This is a genomic window from Micromonospora sp. WMMB235 (assembly GCF_001855515.1).
GTDB lineage: Bacteria > Actinomycetota > Actinomycetes > Mycobacteriales > Micromonosporaceae > Micromonospora > Micromonospora aurantiaca.
The window spans coordinates 2,767,424-2,787,372 of the sequence record NZ_MDRX01000001.1 but is presented as its reverse complement, the minus strand read 5'-3'; the positions used below and the strand labels follow the sequence as shown (position 1 = coordinate 2,787,372).

At 73.7% G+C, this 19,949-nt stretch carries 22 protein-coding genes; 14 read left to right on the top strand and 8 right to left on the bottom strand.

Going from position 1 to position 19,949, the window contains the following annotated elements; genetic code table 11:
* The first annotated feature begins 61 nt into the window (after positions 1 to 61).
* A complete protein-coding gene (locus BFV98_RS11485; protein WP_013284780.1) occupies positions 62 to 418 on the top strand; it encodes a DUF3099 domain-containing protein in 357 nt (118 codons plus the stop codon).
* A gap of 39 nt (positions 419 to 457) precedes the next feature.
* Here the strand turns inward: BFV98_RS11485 and BFV98_RS11480 are convergent, their stop codons facing one another.
* Both BFV98_RS11480 and BFV98_RS11475 read right to left on the bottom strand, forming a co-directional pair.
* On the bottom strand, positions 458 to 1,354 hold the full coding sequence (locus tag BFV98_RS11480) for a carbohydrate kinase family protein (protein ID WP_071096253.1): 897 nt from the start codon (positions 1,352 to 1,354) through the stop codon (positions 458 to 460).
* Positions 1,351 to 2,277: a pseudouridine-5'-phosphate glycosidase gene (locus tag BFV98_RS11475; RefSeq protein WP_071096251.1), complete on the bottom strand. Its 927-nt coding sequence runs from the start codon at positions 2,275 to 2,277 to the stop codon at positions 1,351 to 1,353. Before BFV98_RS11475 ends, BFV98_RS11480 begins: the two co-directional genes overlap by 4 nt.
* An 88-nt stretch (positions 2,278 to 2,365) precedes the next feature.
* Between BFV98_RS11475 and BFV98_RS11470 the strand changes: the two genes are divergently transcribed.
* The 3 genes from BFV98_RS11470 (at position 2,366) to BFV98_RS11460 (ending at position 5,187) form a co-directional block, all read left to right on the top strand.
* Entirely contained in the window at positions 2,366 to 2,584 is a 219-nt protein-coding gene (locus tag BFV98_RS11470) for a DUF3039 domain-containing protein (protein ID WP_013284783.1), read from the top strand.
* 40 nt (positions 2,585 to 2,624) lie between these two features.
* Positions 2,625 to 3,275 (top strand): trimeric intracellular cation channel family protein, encoded by a 651-nt coding sequence (locus tag BFV98_RS11465; protein WP_013284784.1) that lies wholly within the window; start codon positions 2,625 to 2,627, stop codon positions 3,273 to 3,275.
* 190 nt (positions 3,276 to 3,465) lie between these two features.
* A complete protein-coding gene (locus BFV98_RS11460; protein WP_030274567.1) occupies positions 3,466 to 5,187 on the top strand; it encodes a DEAD/DEAH box helicase in 1,722 nt (573 codons plus the stop codon).
* A 150-nt stretch (positions 5,188 to 5,337) separates the two neighbouring features.
* Here BFV98_RS11460 and BFV98_RS11455 read toward each other — a convergent pair whose 3' ends face one another.
* Together BFV98_RS11455 and BFV98_RS11450 are read right to left on the bottom strand one after the other, a co-directional pair.
* The gene (locus BFV98_RS11455) at positions 5,338 to 5,571 is read right to left on the bottom strand and encodes a hypothetical protein (RefSeq protein ID WP_013284786.1); all 234 of its coding nucleotides are present in this window, start codon (positions 5,569 to 5,571) and stop codon (positions 5,338 to 5,340) included.
* A 244-nt stretch (positions 5,572 to 5,815) separates the two neighbouring features.
* On the bottom strand, positions 5,816 to 7,417 hold the full coding sequence (locus BFV98_RS11450) for an RNA polymerase sigma factor (protein WP_041784477.1): 1,602 nt from the start codon (positions 7,415 to 7,417) through the stop codon (positions 5,816 to 5,818).
* 286 nt (positions 7,418 to 7,703) lie between these two features.
* Here BFV98_RS11450 and BFV98_RS11445 point away from each other — a divergent pair, with 286 nt between their 5' ends.
* On the top strand, positions 7,704 to 8,525 hold the full coding sequence (locus tag BFV98_RS11445) for an inositol monophosphatase family protein (RefSeq protein WP_071096249.1): 822 nt from the start codon (positions 7,704 to 7,706) through the stop codon (positions 8,523 to 8,525).
* Between the two features lie 69 nt (positions 8,526 to 8,594).
* On the opposite strand, the gene BFV98_RS11440 is transcribed toward BFV98_RS11445, so the two are convergent.
* A complete protein-coding gene (locus BFV98_RS11440) occupies positions 8,595 to 9,110 on the bottom strand; it encodes a LytR C-terminal domain-containing protein (RefSeq protein ID WP_030274563.1) in 516 nt (171 codons plus the stop codon).
* Positions 9,111 to 9,549: 439 nt separating this feature from the next.
* Between BFV98_RS11440 and BFV98_RS11435 the strand changes: the two genes are divergently transcribed.
* Together BFV98_RS11435 and BFV98_RS11430 are read left to right on the top strand one after the other, a co-directional pair.
* Positions 9,550 to 9,846, top strand: a complete 297-nt coding sequence (locus tag BFV98_RS11435; RefSeq protein WP_013284790.1) for a DUF4193 domain-containing protein — start codon at positions 9,550 to 9,552, stop codon at positions 9,844 to 9,846.
* Between the two features lie 135 nt (positions 9,847 to 9,981).
* Positions 9,982 to 10,791 carry a hypothetical protein gene (locus tag BFV98_RS11430; RefSeq protein ID WP_047893848.1) on the top strand — a complete coding sequence of 270 codons (810 nt, stop codon included), beginning with the start codon at positions 9,982 to 9,984 and terminating at the stop codon, positions 10,789 to 10,791.
* Between the two features lie 59 nt (positions 10,792 to 10,850).
* Here BFV98_RS11430 and BFV98_RS11425 read toward each other — a convergent pair whose 3' ends face one another.
* Positions 10,851 to 11,342, bottom strand: coding sequence for a DUF3093 domain-containing protein (locus BFV98_RS11425; RefSeq protein ID WP_013284792.1), 492 nt, complete (start codon positions 11,340 to 11,342; stop codon positions 10,851 to 10,853).
* 85 nt (positions 11,343 to 11,427) lie between these two features.
* Here BFV98_RS11425 and dut point away from each other — a divergent pair, with 85 nt between their 5' ends.
* The 4 genes from dut (at position 11,428) to BFV98_RS11405 (ending at position 13,798) form a co-directional block, all read left to right on the top strand.
* Positions 11,428 to 11,925, top strand: a complete 498-nt coding sequence (dut, locus tag BFV98_RS11420) for a dUTP diphosphatase (protein ID WP_030274559.1) — start codon at positions 11,428 to 11,430, stop codon at positions 11,923 to 11,925.
* 25 nt (positions 11,926 to 11,950) lie between these two features.
* Positions 11,951 to 12,571, top strand: coding sequence for a DUF3710 domain-containing protein (locus tag BFV98_RS11415; RefSeq protein WP_013284794.1), 621 nt, complete (start codon positions 11,951 to 11,953; stop codon positions 12,569 to 12,571).
* A gap of 169 nt (positions 12,572 to 12,740) precedes the next feature.
* Entirely contained in the window at positions 12,741 to 13,121 is a 381-nt protein-coding gene (locus tag BFV98_RS11410; protein ID WP_013284795.1) for an OB-fold nucleic acid binding domain-containing protein, read from the top strand.
* Positions 13,118 to 13,798 carry a DUF3159 domain-containing protein gene (locus tag BFV98_RS11405; RefSeq protein ID WP_013284796.1) on the top strand — a complete coding sequence of 227 codons (681 nt, stop codon included), beginning with the start codon at positions 13,118 to 13,120 and terminating at the stop codon, positions 13,796 to 13,798. Before BFV98_RS11410 ends, BFV98_RS11405 begins: the two co-directional genes overlap by 4 nt.
* Before the next feature lie 10 nt (positions 13,799 to 13,808).
* On the opposite strand, the gene BFV98_RS11400 is transcribed toward BFV98_RS11405, so the two are convergent.
* Together BFV98_RS11400 and BFV98_RS11395 are read right to left on the bottom strand one after the other, a co-directional pair.
* Complete coding sequence (locus BFV98_RS11400; RefSeq protein ID WP_013284797.1) at positions 13,809 to 14,498, bottom strand: TrkA family potassium uptake protein; 690 nt, start codon at positions 14,496 to 14,498, stop codon at positions 13,809 to 13,811.
* Positions 14,499 to 14,501: 3 nt separating this feature from the next.
* Positions 14,502 to 15,167 (bottom strand): TrkA family potassium uptake protein, encoded by a 666-nt coding sequence (locus BFV98_RS11395; RefSeq protein ID WP_013284798.1) that lies wholly within the window; start codon positions 15,165 to 15,167, stop codon positions 14,502 to 14,504.
* Between the two features lie 158 nt (positions 15,168 to 15,325).
* Here BFV98_RS11395 and BFV98_RS11390 point away from each other — a divergent pair, with 158 nt between their 5' ends.
* The 3 genes from BFV98_RS11390 to BFV98_RS11380 all read left to right on the top strand — a co-directional run bounded on the left by BFV98_RS11390 (position 15,326) and on the right by BFV98_RS11380 (position 19,923).
* Positions 15,326 to 17,377 carry an APC family permease gene (locus BFV98_RS11390; protein ID WP_013474510.1) on the top strand — a complete coding sequence of 684 codons (2,052 nt, stop codon included), beginning with the start codon at positions 15,326 to 15,328 and terminating at the stop codon, positions 17,375 to 17,377.
* 77 nt (positions 17,378 to 17,454) lie between these two features.
* Positions 17,455 to 18,684 carry a class I SAM-dependent RNA methyltransferase gene (locus BFV98_RS11385; RefSeq protein WP_071096247.1) on the top strand — a complete coding sequence of 410 codons (1,230 nt, stop codon included), beginning with the start codon at positions 17,455 to 17,457 and terminating at the stop codon, positions 18,682 to 18,684.
* Positions 18,685 to 18,762: 78 nt separating this feature from the next.
* On the top strand, positions 18,763 to 19,923 hold the full coding sequence (locus tag BFV98_RS11380) for an anhydro-N-acetylmuramic acid kinase (RefSeq protein ID WP_071096245.1): 1,161 nt from the start codon (positions 18,763 to 18,765) through the stop codon (positions 19,921 to 19,923).
* Positions 19,924 to 19,949 lie beyond the last annotated feature (26 nt).

Sequence of the window (19,949 nt, the reverse complement as noted above, 5' to 3'; positions counted from 1 at the left end):
TTTCGCCGATCATCCGTCCGGAGTGACAGGATGGGCCCTATCCCCTCGTAGGAGGTCCGTGGTGAAGCGTCAGGCGTACCAGCCGATACTGATCACCGACGCCCCGCGCAGCCAGGACGACCAGCTCAACAGCCGGCAGAAGCGGTACGTGCTGATGATGGCCATCCGGGTCGCGTGTCTGGTGGCCGGCGCGATCCTGGTCGGCGCGAAGGCCCCGCTGCTCTGGCTCTGGCTGCCGCTGTGCGCGCTCGGCATGGTGCTCGTGCCCTGGCTGGCGGTGCTGCTGGCGAACGACCGGCCGCCGAAGGAGGAGCACCGCCTGGCGAACCGGTTCCAGAACCGGCGCCGCGAGGAGCCCGCGCCCACGGCTCTGACCGCCGAGGAGAACCCGCACAAGATCATCGACGCCGAGCCCTGACCGGCCCGGGCGGAGCACCGCCCGGACCGGCCGCAGGCGTCAGGGAGCCGGGCGGGCGCCCACTGTCGTCACGGCGAGCGCGCCCAGGTCACCGGCGCGGCCCAGCGCCGCACGCGGGTCGGCCCCGGCCAGCCACGCGGTGAGCAGCCCGGCCGCGAACGCGTCCCCGGCACCGGTCACGTCCACCACGTCCACGCCGGGCGCGGGGGCGAACTCCACCACACCGCCGCGCTCCACCCACACCGCACCCGCCGCGCCGCGCTTGACCACCACCCGGTGCGCCACCGCGGTGAGCGCCCGCGCCTGCGCCGCCGGGTCCAGCCCGCCGGCCAGCACCGTCGCCTCGTCCGTGTTGACCAGCAGCAGGTCGACGTCGCGTACCCAGGTCAGGAACGCCCCGCCGACGCGCCGCAGCGGCGCCGCGGACGCCGCGTCGACGCTGACTGTCAGCCCGCGCTCGCGAGCGGTGGCCAGCGCGCGCAGGCCGGCGCCGCGCGACCCGACGTCCAAGAGGGTGTACGCGGACAGGTGCAGATGCCCGGCGTCGGGCGCGGCGGCCAGTGCCGCGTCCACGTGCCCGGCGGTCAGCCGCAGGTTCGCGCCGCGCTGGCTGACCATCGTGCGCTCCCCGTCGTGGGTGAGCACGATGACGGTGCCGGTCGGGTAGCCCTCGTGCCGCTCCACCGCGCAGTCGACACCGATGCGGCTCAGCTCGGCCACCCGCTCCCGGCCGGTCTCGTCGTCGCCGACGGCGGCGACCAGCGTCACCGCGGCGCCCTGCCCGGCGAGCCAGGCCGCTGTGTTCGCCGCCTGCCCGCCGCCGCTGAACCGGATGCCGGCCGCGGTGTCCGAGCCGGTCGCGAGCGGCCCGGACAGCACCGCGAGCACGTCGGTGATCACGTCGCCGACGACGACGATGCGCGGCGTCCCGCTCACGGGGTGCGGCGGGCCGCTGCGGCGACCGCGATCCGGGCCGCGAGGTCGGCGTTGCGCAGGATGATCCGGACGTTCACCGCCAGGCTGGCGCCCTCGGTGGCGGAGTGGAAGTGCGACAGCAGGAACGGGGTGACCGCCTTGCCGGTGATCCCCTCGCGGGCCAGCGCGGCCAGGCCCTCGGCGAGCGTGCGGTCGTGCAGTGCCGGGTCGAGCTGCTCGTCGGCGGGCAGCGGGTTGGCCACCACCAGGCCGCCGTGGTGCACGCCGTGCGCCGCGCGGGCGGCCAGCACGTCCGCCACCTGCTCCGGCGAATCGACAGACCAGTCCAGGTCGAAGCCCGCGTCGGTGAGGTAGAAGCCGGGGAAGCGGCGGGTGCGGTAGCCGACCACGCCCACCCCGAGCGTCTCCAGGCGCTCCAGCGTGGCACCCACGTCGAGGATCGACTTCACCCCGGCGCAGACCACGGCGATCGGCGTCCGGGCCAGCGTGACCAGGTCGGCCGACTCGTCGAACGTCTGCGCCGCCTCCCGGTGCACGCCGCCGAGCCCGCCGGTGGCGAACACGCCGATCCCGGCCGCCGCCGCGACCGCGCTGGTGGCCGCGACGGTGGTCGCGCCGTCCGCACCTGTCGCCGCCGCCGGGGCCAGGTCGCGGACCGAGAGCTTGCTCACGCCGTCGACGGTGGCGAGCCGGGTGAGCTGGGCGTCGTCCAGCCCGACCCGCAGCTCGCCGGCGACCATGCCGATGGTGGCCGGCACCGCCCCCGCGTCCCGTACCGCCTGCTCGATCTCGCGCGCCACCCGCAGGTTGTCCGGGCGGGGCAGCCCGTGCGAGACGATCGTGCTCTCCAACGCCACGACCGGGCGGCCGTCCCGCAGGGCGTCGGCCACCTCACTACCGAGACTGATGTGAAAGTTGGTCACGTCGGTTACCGTACGGGCCGCTTCCGGCCGGGGCCCAGGTGGACCGGGGCGGACCGACCTGCAAAACTGGAACGCCGGAGGTGGAGTCGTGAGCACAGAGGTTCTCGAGCGTCCCGAGCTGAAGGACGCGGACACTGGTCCGGAGATGTTCCACTACGTCCGCAAGGAGAAGATCGCCGAGAGTGCCGTCATGGGCACCTACGTGGTCGCGCTCTGCGGCGAGACGTTCCCGGTCACGAAGGCGGCCAAGCCGGGCTCGCCGGTGTGCCCGAAGTGCAAGGAGATCTACGACTCGTACGCCGAGTGACAGCGGGCGGCTCCGCCGCCCCTCGACGTAACCTGCGGCGGTGACCACCTCCACCGCCCTGCTCCTCGCCGACCTCACCGGCGTGGCGGTCTTCGCCGCCTCCGGTGCCTCCGCGGCGGTGGCGAAACGGCTCGACCTGTTCGGGGTGGTCTTCGTCGGCGTGGTCGCCGCGCTCGGCGGCGGTATCTTCCGCGACCTGGCCATCGACGAGGTGCCCCCGCTGGCGTTCGCCGACTGGCGCTACGCCGCCACCGCCGCAGTCGTCGCCGCGGCCGTGTTCTGGCTGCACCCCCAGCTCGCCCGGCTGCGCACCACAGTGCTGGTGCTGGACGCGGCGGGTCTCGGCCTGTTCACCGTCACCGGCACGCTCAAGGCCCTCGACGCCGCCGTGCCGGCGGTCGGCGCCTGCATGATCGGCATGCTCACCGCGATCGGCGGCGGGCTCGGCCGGGACCTGCTCACCGGCGAGATCCCGGTGGTGCTGCGCCGGGAGATCTACGCGCTCGCGGCGCTCGCCGGCTCGATCGCGGTGGCGCTGCTGTCGGCGTGCGGACAGGCCACCGCCGTGCCGCTGACCGGCGCCGCGCTGCTCGTGTTCGGGCTGCGCCTGATCGCGCTGCGCCGCCGCTGGTCCGCCCCGGTGGCGACGCTGCGGCCGCCGCGCACCGGCACCCGGGGACCACTGCCCTGACCCGATCCGCGCCGGGGTGGGCGGATGTGACAGGCGTGGCGTCGAGTGGGGCGTACGGCCCGCGCTGGTTATGCTGAACCGGCCTTCGCGGCACGGATGCGCGAGGGCGTTTTCATGGGCGGCGGCTCCCGTGGCCCCGGTCGGGCCCGCCGCCGTCCGCGGCGGAGAGGAGCTACGCGTGCCACCGCGGATGCCGGCGCTCGACACGTTCCCGCCCCTGCGCGCCTGGCAACGCAAGGCGCTGGTGGAGTACCTGCGCCGCCGGACCGAGGACTTCACAGCGGTCGCCACGCCCGGCGCCGGTAAGACCACGTTCGCGCTGCGGATCGCCGCCGAGCTGCTCGCCGACGGCACCGTCGAGGCGGTCACCGTGGTCGCGCCGACCGAGCACCTGAAGACCCAGTGGGCGCAGGCCGCCGCCCGGGTCGGCATCCAGCTCGACGCCGCGTTCCGCAACGCCGACCTGCACTCCGCCGCCGACTTCCACGGCGCCGTGGTCACCTACGCCCAGGTGGGCATGGCGCCGCAGGTGCACCGGCGGCGCACCATGACCCGGCGCACGCTCGTCATCCTCGACGAGATCCACCACGCGGGCGACTCGCGTACCTGGGGCGACGGCGTGAAGGCGGCGTTCGAGCCCGCGGTACGCCGGCTGATGCTCACCGGTACGCCGTTCCGCTCCGACGACAACCCGATCCCGTTCGTCAGCTACGAGCGCGGCGGCGACGGGCTGCTGCGCTCCCGCGCCGACTCGGTCTACGGCTACTCCGACGCGCTGCGCGAGGGCGTGGTCCGGCCGGTGCTGTTCCTGGCGTACTCGGGGGAGACCCGCTGGCGCACCAACGCCGGCGAGGAGCTGGCCGCCCGCCTCGGTGAGCCGATGACGCAGGACCTGATCGCCCAGGCGTGGCGTACCGCGCTGGACCCGGCCGGCGACTGGATGCCGCAGGTGCTGCGCGCCGCCGACGCCCGCCTGACCGTGCTGCGCGCCAACGGCATGCCCGACGCGGGCGGCCTGGTCATCGCCAGCGACCAGCAGGTGGCCCGCTCGTACGCGAAGCTGCTGGAGCAGGTGACCGGTGAGAAGGCCGCCGTGGTGCTCTCCGACGACCAGGGCGCGTCCGCGCGGATCGCGACGTTCGCCGCCTCCCAGCAGCGGTGGCTGGTCGCGGTGCGGATGGTGTCCGAGGGCGTCGACATCCCCCGCCTGGCCGTCGGCGTGTATGCGACGAGTGCCAGCACCCCGCTGTACTTCGCGCAGGCGATCGGCCGGTTCGTCCGGGCCCGCCGCTCCGGCGAGACCGCGTCGGTGTTCCTGCCCAGCGTGCCGCACCTGCTCGGGCTCGCCAGCGAGATGGAGGCCGAGCGGGACCACGTGCTCGGCAAACCGAAGGACCGCGAGGGCTTCGACGACGACCTGCTGGAGCGCGCCCAGCGCGACGACGGCGCCAGCGGGGAGCTGGAGAAGCGCTTCGCGGCGCTCTCCGCGACCGCCGAGCTGGACCAGGTGATCTTCGACGGTGCCTCGTTCGGCACCGCCGCCCAGGCCGGCACGCCCGAGGAGGAGGAATACCTCGGTCTGCCCGGTCTGCTCACCGCCGACCAGGTCTCGCTGCTGCTGACCAAGCGGCAGGCCGAGCAGCTCGCCGCGCAGAAGCGCCGGGCCGCCCAGCGGACCGCTGAGCCGGCCGCTGCGGCCCCGGCGGCGGCGCCCCCACCGATGAGTGCCGCCCAGCGCCGGGTGGCGCTACGGCGGCAGCTGAACGCTCTGGTGGCCGCCCGGCACCACCACACCGGCCAGCCGCACGGCAAGATCCATGCCGAGCTGCGCCGGATCTGCGGCGGCCCGCCCAGCGCGCAGGCGACGATCGAGCAGCTCGAGGAGCGCATCGCCACCGTGCAGACCCTGTAAGGAAGGGCCCCCTGTTAACGCCTCCGGTAGAGCAGGGGCCCCTTCTTAACACCGTCGCGCACTGTGGCACCGGCACGAAAAACCGGCCGGAGGCTCCCCTTGCGGGTGCCTCCGGCCGGTCATGTCGGGTTGTGGACTTCTTGTCGGACCTCAGTTCGCCATCAGATCGGCGCCTCGCCAGCTGAACTCCGGGTCCGACGCGTACCGCACGGTGATCTTCACGAGATCCTCCGCGTACTTGTTCGCGTGGTGCCCACAGAACACCAGCTCACTCCCACCCGCCAGAGTGATGCGGAGCTTGCCGGCAGCATTGCAGCGGTCGCACCGTTCATCGGCGGCCGGGGGGCTCACCGTCTCGGGCGGCGGCGTGAGGGTCGGGGTCATCGCCTTCCTCCTCTGGTCGTCACCGATGAACACTCTCTTCGGTTGCTCACCTATCGTGCAACACCCATCTCGGGCCCTGCCTTCCCTGTGTGCCCGCGGGGGACCGAGGTCACACCTGGCGTGGAGGACAGTGTGCCGTGCACCAAGGGTGCCACGTCAACGATCACAAACAGGCAACCGAACGATCACCAAAGAGTGTTCTACGGCTGGTGATCAAACCGGCACGATTTGTTGACGTACGCGGTCAGTCCAGGTAGTCGCGGAGCACCTGGGAACGCGAGGGGTGCCGCAACTTGGACATGGTCTTGGATTCGATCTGCCGGATGCGTTCCCGGGTCACGCCGTACACCTGGCCGATCTCGTCCAGAGTGCGCGGCTGGCCGTCGGTGAGGCCGAAACGCAGGCGCACCACGCCCGCCTCACGCTCGGACAACGTCTGCAGGACCTGCTGGAGCTGGTCCTGCAGCAGCGAGAACGACACCGCGTCGACCGCGACGACCGCTTCGGAGTCCTCGATGAAGTCGCCGAGCTGGCTGTCACCCTCGTCGCCGATGGTCTGGTCGAGCGAGATGGGCTCCCGGGCGTACTGCTGGATCTCCAGCACCTTCTCCGGTGTGATGTCCATCTCCTTGGCCAGCTCCTCCGGGGTGGGCTCACGGCCCAGGTCCTGGAGCAGCTCGCGCTGGATGCGGCCGAGCTTGTTGATCACCTCGACCATGTGCACCGGGATGCGGATGGTGCGGGCCTGGTCGGCCATGGCGCGGGTGATGGCCTGGCGGATCCACCAGGTGGCGTAGGTGGAGAACTTGTAGCCCTTGGTGTAGTCGAACTTCTCGACCGCGCGGATCAGGCCGAGGTTGCCCTCCTGGATGAGGTCGAGGAAGGCCATGCCACGGCCGGTGTAGCGCTTGGCCAGCGAGACCACGAGCCGCAGGTTGGCCTCCAGCAGGTGGTTCTTGGCGCGCTCGCCGTCCCGCGAGATCCACATCAGGTCGCGCTGGAGGTCGCGGACCAGCTTCTCCTCGCCCTCGTCGGCGGCGCGCAGCCGCTCGGCGGCGTAGAGGCCGGCCTCGATCCGCTTGGCCAGCTCGACCTCCTGCTCGGCGTTGAGCAGCGGCACCTTGCCGATCTGCTTCAGGTACGCCCGCACGGAGTCGGCGGAGGCGGTCAGCTCGGCGTCCCGGCGCGCCTGCTTCAGCGCCTCGGACTCCTCGTCGTCCCACTCGAAGTCGTTGTCGGTGGCGGAGCTGGCCGCGTCGGCCTCGGCGGCCTGGGTCAGCTCGGCCGGCTCCTCGACCACCACGTCCTCGATCTCGGCGGCCAGCTCCTCCGGATCGATCTCGCCGTCGGGGCCCTCGCCCTTGCCGCCGGCCTTGGCCGGCTTGGCCGCTGCGGTCTTCGCCGCCACGGTGGCCTTGGTGGCGCGGGTCGTCTTGGTGGCCTTCGCCGGGGCCGCGGCCTTGGCCACGTCGGCGGTGGTGGCCTTGCGCGCGGTCGCCTTCCGGGGGGCCGGGGCGGGTGACTCCTCGGCGGCGGGCGCCTGCTTGGGGGCGGGCGCGGCGGCCTTCTTGGTGGTCTTGGCCGTGGTCGCGCGGGAGGCCGGGGTGGCGGACCGGGCGGCGGCGACGCGGCGGCGGGTGCTCGCCGAGCCGTCCACCACCACCGTCACGCCCGCCTCGGAGAGTGCGCGGAGGATCTTCTTGGCCTGGGCCGGGGTCACCTCAGCGGACTCGACGGTGCGCGCGAGCTGGGCCGACGTGAGCTGGCCGCCGGCGCTCTGCGCGTGGGCGATCAGGGTGTCGGTGAGCGAGCGAACGTCGGCGCCGGTCTGGCGGGGATCTGTCACGAAGACCTTCCGGAGGCGAAAGAGCGAGCACGGCCGGGTCGTCCGGCGCAGCATGGGACGGCCGCGCCGGGCGAGTCGTTGAGGACCCCCGTGTCCCGGGCCGTCCGGTCGCTGGCGGTCCGTGGCGCGTGGGCAGGGTGAATTGTAACGCCGTCTGCCGCGATCATCCCGCGCCGCACGGCGGACCTGCGGTCCGGGACCGCAGATTCGGCGCAGATGTGGACTTTGTAAGGATGATACCCGCGCACGAGACGGCCGGTCCCGATCGTGCCGGAAGGGGAGAGACATGATCATCTCGACGCCCACGGCGCGGGAGTTGCTCACGATCGCTGTCGATGTGGCCCGGGAGGCCGCCACCACCGCGTACCGGATGCGGGTCGAGGGCGTCTCGGTGGCCGCGACCAAGAGCACGGTGACCGACGTGGTCACCGCCGCCGACCGGGCGGTGGAGCGGCAGGTGGTCGCCGCGCTGCGGCAGCGCCGGCCCGGCGACGCCGTGCTGGGCGAGGAGTACGGCGCGGGCGAGACCGGCCCGGCCGGCCCCGACGGCGTGCGCTGGATCCTTGACCCGATCGACGGAACCGTGAACTACCTGTACGGGCTGCCGTACTGCGCCGTCTCGCTGGCCGCCGAGGTGGCCGGTGAGGTGGTCGCCGGTGTGGTCCGCAACATCGTCACCGGCGAGGAGTGGACCGCGACGCTCGGCGGCGGCGCCTGGCGCGACGGGCAGCGGCTGCACGGCTCCGCCGCCACCGACCTCGGGCAGGCGCTCGTCGCCACCGGGTTCGGCTACGACGCCGACCGCCGGGCCCACCAGGCGCGGGTGGTGACCGAGCTGATCCCGCACATCCGGGACATCCGCCGGATGGGCGCCGCCGCGCTCGACCTCTGCCTGGCCGCCGAGGGGCGGGTGGACGCGTACTACGAGAAGGGTCTGGCCGACTGGGACCTGGCCGCGGGCGGGCTGGTCGCCCGGGAGGCCGGGCTGCTGGTGACCGGCCTGTCCGGCCTCCCGGCCGGCCCGGACCTGGTGCTCGCCGCGCCGCCGGTGCTGCACGGGCCGCTGCACGACCGGCTGGCCGACCTGGACGCCTCGGGCGGGCCGTGACGGCGCCGGACACGCGACAGGGCGGCCTCCCCGGGGGAGACCGCCCTGTGCCGTCGGTGCGCCCGTCGCCTACTTCTCGATCGGCATCGGGCAGGTGCCGGTCGGCGCCTGCGGCGCGCCCAGGTCGCCGAGCGACTGGTTGACCTCGGTGGTGGTGGCGAGCTGCTGGAACTGGTTGCCCAGCACCACGTCGACGACGTCGTCCTTGCGCTTGGGGTCGAACTTCTGGTTGGCCTCGTTGAGGAAGTACGCGCGCAGCAGGTGCGCCGAGCCCACGGCCTTGGGCCCGAACCGCAGCTCGGCCACGCCGTCGAACGCCTTGGTCTCGTTGCCGACCTTCTTGACCTGGAACTTGCGGTTGCGGAAGTCGTCCGCGACGCTGCCGGCCCGGCCGGCCTCGTCGGTCGCGTTGTAGACGTTGATCTTGACGTCCTTCTGTTCCCGCAGGCGCAGGTCGACCAGCGGCCAGCCATCGGGGCAGGCGGCCGCCGTACCGGCTGTGCCCTGACTGTCCTTCAGCACGGCGACGACCACGAAGACCAGGGCGACGACCGCCAGCAGTCCGACGACAACGAGTGCCCGCACTCGCGCAAAACTCATCCTGGGCGCTCCCCGGACAGTGATTGGGTGGTGGCGGGCGACGCGGTCGGGCCGCGACCTGTCGGCCGTCCAGTACGCCGCTGAGGTTAACGCTTGTCCGGCTCAGGCGTGGAAACAGTCCGACATACCGGCGCGCCACGCGGTGAACCGGTAGGACTACCCCTATCTTCGTGTCGCCTGAGTCACATTGGGAACAACTTCGGGCGCAGAGGCGTACATCTCTCCCGCGAGGGCGGTATACATGCCTCGCCCACAGGGGGGGTAAGGTTCCGCGCTCACCGGGGGCATTTCGCACCGGCGAGCCCGGCCCACCGCTCTTCGGGTCGGGTGCCCGACAGAGATGGTGGCCGGTCAGGGGAACCGAAACGGCGTCGTCCGGCGTTACAACCGGCAGCGACAATATCGATATTGGAGAGTGAAACCGATGGCCACCGACTACGACGCCCCGCGTCGCGACGAGGTCGACCTCGGCGAGGACAGCCTGGAAGAGCTCAAGGCCCGGCGGGTCGACTCACAGTCGGGTGCCGTGGACGTCGACGAGGCCGAGGTGGCCGAGAGCTTCGAGCTGCCCGGCGCCGATCTGGCCGACGAGGAGCTCACGGTCAAGGTCCTCCCGATGCAGCAGGACGAGTTCCGGTGCGCCCGCTGCTTCCTGGTCCACCACCGCAGCCAGCTGGCGGTCGAGCGCAACGGCGACCTGATCTGCCGCGAGTGCGTCTGATCCCGACCGGGGACACCAGCGGCGGCCTCCTCGACGGGGCCGCCGCTGTTCGAGCCGCCGCCGTGCGCGCTCGGCCGGGAGCTGCTTGACTCGTACGGGCGGCTGCCACGCCGCGCGGAGCAGGAGGGCGGACGGGTGAGCGAGCGCAGCGAAGAAGCCGGCCCGGACAAGCCCGGCCCGGACGTACCGGGCCCGGACAGCCCGGACACCGCGGAGCTGGGCGCCACCGTCGCCGCCCTGACCGCCGACGACATCGCGCCCGCCCGCCGGCGGCAACTGCTGACCCGGCTGGTCGGGCAGGCCCGCGCCCGCGGGATCACCGACCTGTTCAAGCCCCGCGCGGCGGTGCGCTGGATGACCGACACGGTCGCCGAGGTCGCCCCGCACGTGCCGATCCGCGACCTCGCCACGCTGCGGCGGCACTTTCCCGGCCTGGACGACGAGGCGCTCGCCGACCGGCTGGTCCGCAACGCGTCCCGCGCCACCGCCGGAGTCGGCGCCGCGGGCGGCGGGGTCGCCGCCGTCGAATGGGCGGTCACGCCCACCCTGCTCTCCGCTCCCGTCCTGCTGGCCGCCGAGACGGTGGCCGTGGTGGCGATCGAGCTGAAACTGATCGGGGAGCTGCACGAGGTCCACCGGGTGCCGCTGCCGCCCGGCGGCACCGGCCGTGCCGTGGCGCTCGTGCAGTCCTGGGCCACCCAGCGGGGGGTCAACCCGATGATGCCGGGCGTCGGGGTGAGCGCGGTGCTCGGCACCGCCGCCCGCCGGGAACTGCGGGACAGCCTGATGCGCCGCTTCGGGCGCAACCTCACCACGCTCGGGCCGTTCCTGACCGGCGCCGCCGTGGCCGGCTACCTCAACCGCCGGGCCACCCGCGCGCTCGGCGAGCAACTGCGCAAGGACCTGCGGCGTACCGCGCGTGCCCTGCCGGAGGCGCCGTCCTGACCGGTCCCGGGCCGAGCCGGGCCGGGCCGCGGCGGGCCGAGCCGGGTCGCGGTGGACCGTCAGGCCGCGTCGCGGGCGGCCAGCAGGGCGGTCGCCAGCTGGACCGGGTGCCGCGTGCTGACCACCCAGAACGGCGTCGGGTCGGCCGGGTCGTCCAGCACCACCTGCACCGCGCCACCGATCCACGGCCGCTGCACCACGAAGGCGAGCGGGTCGGAGCCGACGCCGAGCACCTCGCGCCGGCCGGCCGCGTCCAGCGGCACCACGTCCGCGACGTACCGCACCGGCAGGTGGGCGTCGTCGACCCGCAGCTCGCCGTCACGCACCTCGACCCGGATCCGGCCCAGCCACCACAGTGCGGCCACCGCAGCGGGGATCAGCAGCACGAACGGCAGCCAGGCGCGCACCCCGGTCGCGCCCATCCAGAGCTCGACCGCGAGCAGACCGGCCGCGGCCAGCCCGGCCGGCCAGGCCCACCAGGGCAGCCCGAGACGCTCCGCGTACGGCGCGGCGGTGGCCGTCGGGGCGGCCGGAGATGACGACTGACGCACACAGACGAGGGTACGGCGCGCGAGCGGCCCGGCAACCGGCAGGATGGCAGGGGCACCCCGCAGGACCGGACGGAAGAGGATGACCGTGACAGACGTCGTACCCGTGCCCGTGCGGCTGCTCGACCCGGAGCTGCCACTGCCGGCGTACGCCCATCCCGGCGACGCCGGTGCGGACCTGGTGGCCGCCGCGGACGTCGAGCTGCCCCCCGGCGGCCGGGCCCTGGTGCCCACGGGCGTGGCGGTGGCGCTGCCGGACGGCTACGTCGGGCTGGTGCACCCCCGATCCGGACTCGCGGCCAGACTCGGCGTGACGGTGCTCAACGCGCCCGGTACGGTCGACGCCGGCTACCGGGGTGAGATCCTGGTCAACCTGATCAACCACGATCGGGACACGCCGGCCAAGATCAGCCGGGGTGACCGCATCGCGCAGCTCGTGGTCCAGCGGGTCGCCCGGGCCGAGTTCCGGCCGGTGGCCGAGCTGCCCGAGTCCCGGCGTGGCACGGGCGGGCACGGGTCCACCGGCGGGCACGCCGGGCTGGTCCCGGCGCCGTCCGGCGGGCAGAGCGAAGAGGTGGCAGGGTGAGTGTGAACAGCGGAGGGTGGGCGCAGTGATCTTCTCCCGGAAGCGGGCCGACGAGGCGCGTGACAATGGGGTCCTCGACGCCGAGGAGACCCCGTCGGCGCCGGACCGCGGCCCGTACGACGTCAGCGAGGCCCCGGAGGCGCCTCGCCTCGACCTGGGCAGCCTGCGGATCCCGGCGGTGCCGGACGTCGAGGTGCGGGTCCAGGCCGACCCGCAGGGCGTGATCCAGCAGGTCGTGCTGGTGCACGGCCAGAACGCGCTCCAGCTCGGCGTCTTCGCCGCGCCCCGCTCCGAGGGCATCTGGGACGAGGTGCGCGAGGAGATCCGCCAGTCGCTCGTCAGCGACGGCGCGACCGCCCAGGAGGTCGAGGGGGAGCACGGGCCCGAGCTGCGCGCCCGGGTGGGTACCCCGGACGGGCCGACCGACCTGCGGTTCGTCGGCATCGACGGCCCGCGCTGGATGGTGCGCGGCGTCTTCCAGGGCGCGGCCGCCACCGACCCGGCCGCCGCCGGCCCGCTCGCGGCCTGCCTGGACGGCCTGGTCGTCGACCGCGGCCAGGAGGCCAAGCCGGTGCGCGAGCCGCTGCCGCTGCGGCTGCCCCGCGAGGTCGCCGAGCAGCAGGCCGCCGACTCGCAGGAGGTCTGATCCACACGTGCCCGGGCCCGGCGTCGTACCGGCGCCGGGCCCGCGGCGTGTCCGGTCCCGGCCGGCGGTACGCGCCACGCCGCTCCCGCCGGGCGGCCACTGCGCGTACGCTGGCGGGACGGTTCCGCCGCCCGCGGGGCCCCGCTGTGGAGAGGGTGACGCGGAGGTCATGACGACCGACGAGAGCCGGGGGTCGCTGCGGCGGCTCCTGCACCGGCTCACCGCGAGCGAGGCCGAGATCGAGGCGCAGGAGCTGCGCCGGGAGAGCGCCGAGTCCGGCGGCACGCCCGCCCACCAGTGCAACAGGGGTCAGGTGGTGTCGGTGGCCGGGCGGCTGCGTACCGTCGTCTACACGCCCCGCACGAACCTGCCCACGCTGGAAGCCGACCTCTACGACGGCAACGACGTGGTGACGCTGGTCTGGCTGGGCCGCCGGCACATCGCCGGGATCGAGCCGGGCCGGCACCTGACCGCGCGCGGCCGGGTGGCGGTGCGCGACGACCGCAAGGTGATCTACAACCCGTACTACGAGCTGGAGTCGCCGAAGTGACGACCGGACAGCAGCACACCCCGTCGGGTCTCGGCCCGCAGGACGAGGAGCGGCTGCCCAGCCTCGCCGAGCAGATGGCCGACCAGCTCGGCGGATGGCGCGGGCTGGTCGAGTCGAGCATCCCGGTGGTGGTCTTCGTGATCGCCAACGTGATCGGCGAGCTGCGCCCCGCCGTGTACGCCTCGGTGGCGGTGGCGCTGCTGATCGCCGGGCTGCGGCTGGCCCAGCGCAAGCCGGTGCGGCACGCGGTCAACGGGCTGTTCGGCGTCGGCGTCGGCGCGCTGCTGGCGCTGCGCACCGGCGACGAGCGCGACTTCTACCTGCCGGGCATCCTCTACGGCATCGGGTACGGCCTGGCGCTGCTGCTGTCGGCCGCGATCCGGCAGCCGCTGGTCGGCTGGATCTGGTCGGTGCTGGTCGCCAAGGGCCGCTCCGAGTGGCGCGACGACCCCAAGCTGGTACGCACCTTCACCCAGCTCACCGTGCTGTGGGGCGTGGTGTGGCTGGCCAAGGTCGGCGTACAGGCCGGGCTCTACCTGGCCCACCAGGACACCGCGCTCGGCGTGGCCCGGCTCGCCCTGGGCTACCCGCCGTACGCGCTGCTGCTGCTGATCACGGTGTGGGTGGTGCGCCGGGTCACCCGGGAGACCGCACCCACCCCGCTACCAGGCTCCTGACGCCGCCGCCTCAGGCACGGTCGCGGTGCCGGTCCGCGCTGGGCGGGCCGAGGATCACCGCGCGCACGTCGTCCTCCACCGCCGCAGTGCAGACGAACACCAGCTCGTCGCCGGCCTCGATCGGGTCGTCCGGGGTCGGCACCAGCACCCGCTTGCCGCGCACGATCGCCACCAGCGCCGCGTCCCGGGGGATCGGCACCGCGTGGATCGCCTGCCCCACGTAGGGCGCGGTCGGCGGCAGCGTGATCTCGACCAGGTTCGCCTCGCCCTGCCGGAACGTCATCAGCCGGACCAGGTCGCCGACGGTGACCGCCTCCTCGACCAGCGCCGCCATCACCCGCGGCTTGCTCACCGCGACGTCCACGCCCCACTGCTCGGTGAACAGCCACTCGTTCTCCGCCCGGTTGACCCGGGCCACCACGCGGGGCACCGCGAACTCGGTCTTGGCCAGCAGGGACACCACCAGGTTGACCTTGTCGTCGCCGGTGGCGGCCACCACCACGTCGCACCCGGCCACGTCGGCCTCCTCCAGGCTGGCCAGCTCGCACGCGTCGGCGAGCACCCAGTCCGCGGCCGGCACCCGGTCGGGCCGCAGCATCTTCGGCTGCCGCTCGATCAGCATCACCTGATGGCCGTTGTCGATCAGCTCCTGGGCGATCGAGCGGCCCACGTTGCCGGCGCCGGCGATGGCGATCCGCATGGCTCAGTGCCCCCCTTCCGGCGGCGCCGCCGCCACCGACGTGACCGGGCCGTTGATGTCGTCGGTCACCAGCATGTAGACCTGGTCGCCCTCCTGGATCACGGTGGAGGCGGTGGGCAGCGTGCCGATCCCGAACCGGTTCAGGTAGGCCACCCGGGCGCCGACGGCCTGCTCCAGCTGCCGCAGCGGACGGCCGATCCAGTCCTTGTGCACCGGCACCTCGATGATCGAGACGGTGCTCGTCGGATCGCGGAAGATCTCCACGTTGCCCTCGGGGACGAGGTGGCGCAGCATCCGGTCGGCGGTCCACCGGACGGTCGCCACGGTGGGGATGCCGAGCCGCTCGTAGACCTGGGCGCGGCGCTGGTCGTAGATGCGGGCCGCGACCCGGGACACGCCGAACGTCTCCCGGGCCAGCCGGGCCGAGATGATGTTGGAGTTGTCGCCGCTGGACACCGCCGCGAACGCGTCGGCCCGTTCGATGCCGGCCTGACGCAGCACCTCGCCGTCGAAGCCCGCCCCGGTGACGGTGATGCCGGCGAAGTCGGGCCCGAGACGGCGGAACGCGTCCGCGTCCTGGTCGATCACCGCCACCGAGTGTCCACGCGACTCCAGGCTGTGCGCCAGGGTCGACCCGACCCGCCCGCAGCCCATGATCACCACATGCACGGTGTCCGCTCCTCCCACGGCGCCGCCCGCCGACCCGTCGTCTGCGAGCCTGCCACGTCCCCCTGCCGGACGGGGGACCGAACCGTACCGCGCGGCCGCACGCGGGGGAGATCGACCACCCCAGCGCCCCGGACCCGGTGGTCGTACGCTTGGCGGTTGTGGCCCGACCCACCTCGCTGCTGAAGCGACTCCTCCTCGGTCGACCGTTCCGGTCCGACCGCCTCCAGCACACCCTGCTGCCGAAGCGCATCGCGCTGCCGGTCTTCGCCTCGGACGCGCTCTCCAGCGTGGCGTACGCCCCGGACGAGATCCTCCTGACGCTGTCCATCGCCGGCGCCTCGGCGTTCATCTTCTCGCCGTGGGTCGCGCTCGCGGTCGTCGTGGTCATGCTGACGGTGGTGGCGAGCTACCGGCAGAACGTGCACGCCTACCCCTCCGGCGGTGGCGACTACGAGGTGGCGACTGTCAACCTCGGGCCCAAGGCCGGCCTCGCGGTGGCGAGCGCGCTGCTCGTCGACTACGTGCTCACGGTCGCCGTCTCGGTCTCCTCCGGCGTGGCGAACCTCGGCTCGGTGGTGCCGTTCGTGGCCACCCACAAGGTGCTCATCGCGGTCAGCGCGGTGGTGCTGCTCACCGCGATCAACCTGCGCGGCCTGCGTGAGTCGGGCACCGCCTTCGCCATCCCCACGTACGGCTTCGTGATCGTGATCGGCGGCATGCTGCTGACCGGGCTGATCCGCGTCTTCGTGCTCGGCGACGACCTGCGCGCGCCGAGCGCCGGCCTGGAGATCCAGGCCGAGCACAGCGTCACCGGGTTCGCGCTGGTGTTCCTGCTGCTACGGACGTTCTCCTCGGGCTGCGCCGCGCTCACCGGCGTGGAGGCGATCTCCAACGGCGTACCGGCGTTCAAGAGCCCGAAGTCGAAGAACGCGGCGACCACGCTGCTGTTGCTCGGCGGCATCGCGGTGGCCATGCTCGTCGGCATCATCTGGCTGGCCCGCCTCACCGGCCTCCAGTTCGTCGAGGACCCGCGCACGCAGATCATCTCCGGCCCGGACGGGTACGTGCAGAAGACTGTCACCACCCAGCTCGGCGAGACCGTGTTCGGCGGTGGCTCGGTGCTGCTCTACGTGGTCGCCGGGATGACCGCGCTGATCCTGTTCCTGGCCGCCAACACCGCCTTCAACGGCTTCCCGGTGCTCGGCTCGATCCTCGCGCAGGACCGCTACCTGCCCCGCCAGCTGCACACCCGCGGCGACCGGCTCGCGTTCTCCAACGGCATCCTCTTCCTGGCCGTCTTCGCGATCGTGCTGATCATCGGTTTCCAGGCCGAGGTCACCAAGCTCATCCAGCTCTACATCGTCGGGGTGTTCGTCTCGTTCACGCTCTCCCAGGCCGGCATGATCCGGCACTGGAACCGGCACCTGCGCCGCGAGCGCGACCCGGAGGCGCGCCGCCGCATGCTCCGTTCCCGGGCGATCAACACGTTCGGCATGGTCATGACCGGCGTGGTGCTGATCATCGTGCTGGCCACCAAGTTCCTGCTCGGCGCCTGGATCGCGATCGTCGCGATGGCGGTGATGTACGTGGTGATGCTCGGCATCCGCCGGCACTACGACCGGATCGCCGAGGAACTGGAGCCGACCGAGCAGCGGGGCGTGCTGCCCGCCCGCAACCACGCCATTGTGCTGGTCAGCAAGCTGCACAAGCCGACGCTGCGGGCCGTCGCGTACGCGCGGGCCACCCGGCCGGACACGCTCACCGCGGTCACCGTGAACGTGGACGAGCAGGACACCCGCGACCTCCAGGCCGACTGGGAGCGCCGCGAGCTGCCGGTGCCGCTCACCGTGATCGACTCCCCGTACCGGGAGATCACCCGCCCGATCCTCAACTTCGTCGCATCGGTGCGCCGGGAGTCGCCGCGCGACGTGGTCACCGTCTTCATTCCCGAGTACGTGGTGGGGCGCTGGTGGGAGAACCTGCTGCACAACCAGAGCGCGCTGCGGCTCAAGGGGCGGCTGCTGTTCGAGCCGGGCGTGATGGTGACCAGCGTGCCCTGGCAGCTCGCGTCCACCGCCGGCAAGAACCTGGACCGGCTGGACGCCACGCTGAGCCGGGGCCCGGCGCGCGGCCCCCGGGTGGCGCCGCAGAGCACCCTGCCGCCGCCGGTGGCGTCCACACCCGGCACCGAGCGCGAGGAGCGGCCGTGAGCGGCGACGAGCATTCCGGTCCTGCGACCGGGCGGTCCGGTTCCGCGCCGACGGCTGCGCCCTCCGGCCCTGCGTCGGTGGACCGGCCGGGGCTGGAGGAGGCCGAGCGGGTCGAGCTGACAGTCGACGCGGTCGCGCCGGGCGGGCACTGCGTGGCCCGGGTCGGCGGGCAGGTGGTCTTCGTCCGGCACGCGCTGCCCGGTGAGCGGGTGGTGGCCGAGGTGACCGAACTGCACCGGGGCTTCGCCCGCGCCGATGCCGTGGAGATCCTCACCGCCTCGCCGGACCGGGTCACCCCGCCGTGCCCGTACGCCCGTCCGGGCCGGTGCGGCGGCTGCGACCTCCAGCACGTCGCCCCGGCCGCCCAGCTCGACTGGAAGCTCTCCGTGGTGCGCGAGCAGCTCACCCGGCTGGGCGGCCTCACCGCGGAGCAGGTGGACGCGCTCGGCGTACGCATCGAGGCGCTGCCCGGCGGGCCGCTGGGCTGGCGCTCCCGGGTCCGCTACGCGGTCGACGCGGCCGGGCGGGCCGGGCTGCTCAAGCACCGTTCGCACGAGGTGGTGCCGATCGACAGGTGCCTGATCGCACACCCGGCGATCCAGGAACTGCCGGTGCTCCCGCCCACCGGCGCCCGCTGGCCCGACGCCGACGCGGTGGAGACGGTCGCCAGCACCGGCGGGGACGTCGCCGTGGTCGCGTACACCGATGGGGTTCCGACGGCCGTGAGCGGGCCGGAGCGGGTCCGGGAGACGGCGGCCGGGCGTTCCTTCACGCTGCCCGCCTCCGGGTTCTGGCAGGTGCACCCGGCCGCGGCGGACGCGCTGACCGGCGCGGTCCTCGACCTGCTCGAGCCGCGGCCCGGTGAGACGGCCTGGGACCTGTACGGCGGGGCCGGCCTGTTCGCCGCCGCGCTCGCGGAACGGGTCGACGTGGCCCGGGTGACGCTCGTCGAGTCGGCGCCGGACGGGGTGGCCGCGGCCCGGCAGAACCTGGCCGACCTGCGCGCCGTCGAGGTGGTCGCCGCGCGGGTGGAGGCGGCGCTGACCCGGCGCCGGATCACCGGCCCGGTCGACCTGGTGGTGCTCGACCCGCCGCGCTCCGGAGCGGGCGCGCCGGTGGTCCGCGGTGTGGTGGCCGCCCGGCCGCGTGCCGTCGCCTACGTGGCCTGCGACCCGGCGGCCTTCGCCCGGGACGTGCGCACGTTCGCCGAGGCGGGGTGGCGGCTGGCCGCGCTGCGCGGCTTCGACCTGTTCCCGATGACCCAGCACGTGGAGCTGGTGGGCCTGTTCCTGCCCCCGCAGGATTGATCTTGTCCCGGCTCCGCGCGTTGATCGCGTTAATAAGGGGCCCTTCCACTACCGGATCCGTTAAGAAGGGGCCCTTCCTTGCGCATCGTCGGGCTGATGTCGGGCACGTCCTACGACGGCGTGGACGTGGTGGCGGCCGAGTTCACCGCCGACGGCGACACGCTGCGGCTGCGGCCGCTCGGGCACCGGGAGCTGGCGTACCCGGACGACCTGCGGGCCGAGATCGGCGCGCTGCTGCCCCCGGCGGCCACCACGATCGAGGCGGTCTGCCGGCTGGACAACCGGCTCGGCGAGGTGTTCGCGGAGGCGGCGGCGGCCGGCGTCGAACTGGCCGGGGGCACCGCCGACGCGGTGGTGTCGCCTGGGCAGACGGTCTTCCACTGGGTCGAGGACGGCCGGGTACGCGGCACGCTCCAGCTCGGCGCGCCGGCCCGGGTGGCCGCCCGGGTGGGCGTACCGGTGCTGCACGACCTGCGCTCGGCGGACGTCGCGGCCGGCGGCCAGGGCGCGCCGCTGGTCCCGGCGTTCGACGCGCTGCTGCTCGACCCGGAGGCCGGTGCCAGGGCCGCGTTGAACCTCGGCGGGATCGCGAACCTCACAGTGGTCGCGCCCGGCGCGCCGGTTCTCGGGTACGACGTGGGCCCGGCCAACGCGCTGCTGGACGCCGCCGCCCGGCGCTTCCTGGACCGGCCCTGCGACGTCGACGGCGTCCGCGCCGCCGCCGGCCGGGTGCACGCGGCGCTGCTGGCCCGGCTGCTCGCCGAGCCGTACTACGCCGCGCCGCCGCCCAAGTCGACTGGTAAGGAGCTGTTCCACGGCGGCTACCTGGACGCCGCGCTGAGCGGGCTGGGTGAGCCGGTGGCGGCCGACGACGTGCTGGCCACGCTCACCGAGCTGACCGCCCGCACGGTGGCCGACGCCTGCGACCGGCACCGGGTCACCGAGGTGGTGGCCGCCGGCGGGGGAGTGCGCAATCCCACACTCCGGGCGCGGCTGGCGGCCCTGGGCGCGGGACGCTGGCGGCTGCGCACCACCGACGAGCTGGGCGTACCGGCCCAGGCCAAGGAGGCGTACGCGTTCGCGCTGCTGGGCTGGCTGTCCTGGCACGGGCTACCAGGCGCGGTGCCGTCGGTGACCGGGGCGTCCCGGGCCGCCGTGCTCGGCTCCTGGACCCCTGCGGGCCCGTCCGTCGCCGCGCCGCGCCCACCCGCGCCCCGGCGGCTCGTGGTGGACGCCTGACCTGGGTCGATGCACGGCCAGGCTGC

What these genes read in the sequence shown, in the direction of transcription:
- BFV98_RS11460 (WP_030274567.1), top strand. Translation starts at nt 3,466, where the DNA reads ATGCCGGCGCTCGACACGTTCCCGCCCCTGCGCGCCTGGCAACGCAAG.
- BFV98_RS11410 (WP_013284795.1), top strand. Translation starts at nt 12,741, where the DNA reads ATGACGACCGACGAGAGCCGGGGGTCGCTGCGGCGGCTCCTGCACCGG.
- BFV98_RS11435 (WP_013284790.1), top strand. Translation starts at nt 9,550, where the DNA reads ATGGCCACCGACTACGACGCCCCGCGTCGCGACGAGGTCGACCTCGGC.
- BFV98_RS11400 (WP_013284797.1), bottom strand. Translation starts at nt 14,498, where the DNA reads ATGCGGATCGCCATCGCCGGCGCCGGCAACGTGGGCCGCTCGATCGCC.
- BFV98_RS11455 (WP_013284786.1), bottom strand. Translation starts at nt 5,571, where the DNA reads ATGACCCCGACCCTCACGCCGCCGCCCGAGACGGTGAGCCCCCCGGCC.
- BFV98_RS11445 (WP_071096249.1), top strand. Translation starts at nt 7,704, where the DNA reads ATGATCATCTCGACGCCCACGGCGCGGGAGTTGCTCACGATCGCTGTC.